We start from the raw sequence: 2,214 nt of genomic DNA on the forward strand, positions 1-2,214 counted from the left end.
CCCCCAGGCCATCCGACCCCCCGGATGCCTCGCGGCGCCCCCCTCGGCGCCGCTGGGACCAGAGTGGCACGAGCGCCGCCGCCGCTTCCACCGGAACGACCGACGAACCGCAGGAACATGTGGCCTGCAGTCGAGATCAGTTCGCGGGGATAGACTCACCCAGGGGAGGGTCGTCAGCCGCCCGCGCGTGGTGGTCGCAGCCCGCCCGCTCCGCGGAGCGGGCGGTACCGCACATGTGGAAGGACACCTGACGTTGCCCGGAGCCTCCGAGATCGCGCTCGCCGAAGCCGAACACCGGCGGGTGCGCGCCCCGCAAGCACTCCTGGACACGACGCTGGACCAGCTGCGGACCCTGGTGGTGGTGCACGAGGCGGGCACCGCGCTGGCCGCGGCCCGGCTGCTCGGACGCGAGCAGTCCAGCGTGCAGAAGCAGCTGGACACGCTGAACCGGAACTTCCGGGAACTGTGCGGCGAACCGTTGGTGCTCAAGCAGGGCAGGGGGAAGAGCGCGCTGTTCACCGGCACCGGCGAAGCGCTGGTCGAACGCGCGCGGGACACCCTCGACGACTGGCTGGACGTCGTCACCGACTCCCGGCGCCGCGTCGGCGGTTCGCTGCGGGTCGGCACCACCCGGTTCACCCTCGGCTTCCTCACGCCCGCCGTGGAACGGGTCGCCGCCGGGTTCCGCGCCGACGGCATCGACCTCAAGGTGGTGCACCTGCGCACCCGCAACCTGCTGGAAGCGTTGCGCGCCAACGAGGTCGACCTGGTCTGCGGCAGCACGCTCACCCACGTCGGCGCGAATCCGGCGGGCCTCGACGTGCTGGAGTGGCGGCGCAGCGGGCTCACCCTCGTCACCAACCTGGACCGCAGGCTGGTCCCCGGCCCCGCGGTGCGCGCCGCCGCGCTGCCCCGGCTGCCGCTGATCGTCGCGGGCAGCGGGCTGGTCGCCGAGTTCCTGCGCGGCTGGTACGGCGCCGACTACCGGGGCGTGCTGAACGTGGCCGCCGAGGTCGACGACGTGCGCTACGGGCTGGAACTGCTCAGCTCCGGGCTGCTGCACGGCTGCATGCTGGTCACCCGTGGCGTCGCGGAGGCCGCCGCGGACGGCAGGCTGCCGGACGGCCGCGGCCTGCGGATCCTCGACGTGCTCGGCGACCTGGAACCGCGGCTGGAGGTGCTGGTCGGCGCGTTCGCCAGGGCGGGCGAACTCGGGCAGCACGACGCGGACCACCCGCTGAACCGGTTGTGGGCGGCGTTGACCAGCAGGCACGACGAGTGGCGCGCGGAGCGGCCCACCAGCGGCTGACCGGCCCGACAGTTCGCCGAGACGTCTCCGCCCGGCCACCGATTCCTCACCGCCGGTGAGCCCGCGCCGGTGAAGGTGTGCGGGTGAGCGAGCCGAGAACCCGGCCGGTGCGCGCCCTGGTGGCGCTCGGCGATTCGACCACCGTCGGCATGGGCGACCGGGTCCCGGGCGGTTGGCGCGGCTTCGCCCGGATGCTCGCGGACGCCTGCGGCGGCCCCGCCCGGATCCGGTACGCGAACCTGTCCGCTTCGGGCGCGCGGGTGCGCGACGTGCACGAGGTGCAGCTGCCCGCGGCGCTGCGGCTGCGGCCGGACGCGGCGGTGCTGGTGGTCGGCATGAACGACACGCTGCGGTCCGACTTCGACCCGGCCCCGCTGCGGCGGCGGCTGGACGCGGTGGTGGGCGAGCTGACCCGCGCCGGTGCGGTGGTGGTGGCCGCGCGCTACCACGACCACGGGAGGGTGTTCCGGCTGCCTGCTCCGCTGCACCGCGCGCTGCGCAAGCGGATCGAGCAGGTGAACGCGGTGCTCGACGAGGTGCTGGCCCGGCACGGGGCGCGGTGCGTGGACCTGGACGCGCTGCCCGGCGCCTACGAGCTGGACGCGTGGTCGGTGGACCGGCTGCACCCCTCCGAGTTCGGGCACCGGTTGCTGGCGCGGGCGATGGGGGAGCAGCTGGCGGCCGCGGGGCTGCTGGTGGAGCCGGTGGCGCTGCGGTGTTCCGGAGGTGCCCGGATCACGGCCTGGCACCACGCGGGATGGTTGGTGTTCCGCGGTGTGCCGTGGCTGGTGCGGCGCGGCTCGGACCTGCTGCCGCACGGGGTGGCGGTGGTGGTGCGGGAGGTGCTGGCGCTGCGGCGGGACCGGCGGGGTCTGCGGCGGATCCGCGGTGGTGCGTTCCGGGGC

The 2,214-nt window shown here is 74.9% G+C and carries 2 protein-coding genes; both read left to right on the plus strand.

What is annotated here, in order from left to right; genetic code table 11:
- The first annotated feature begins 253 nt into the window (after window positions 1-253).
- Window positions 254-1,309, plus strand: coding sequence for a LysR family transcriptional regulator (locus LCD31_RS28635; protein ID WP_224963295.1), 1,056 nt, complete (start codon window positions 254-256; stop codon window positions 1,307-1,309).
- Window positions 1,310-1,392: 83 nt separating this feature from the next.
- Window positions 1,393-2,214, plus strand: an 822-nt coding sequence (locus LCD31_RS28640) for an SGNH/GDSL hydrolase family protein (RefSeq protein ID WP_224963297.1), incomplete at its 3' end; no start/stop codon positions are given.

Source organism: Saccharopolyspora sp. 6M (assembly GCF_020176775.1).
GTDB lineage: Bacteria > Actinomycetota > Actinomycetes > Mycobacteriales > Pseudonocardiaceae > Saccharopolyspora_C > Saccharopolyspora_C gregorii.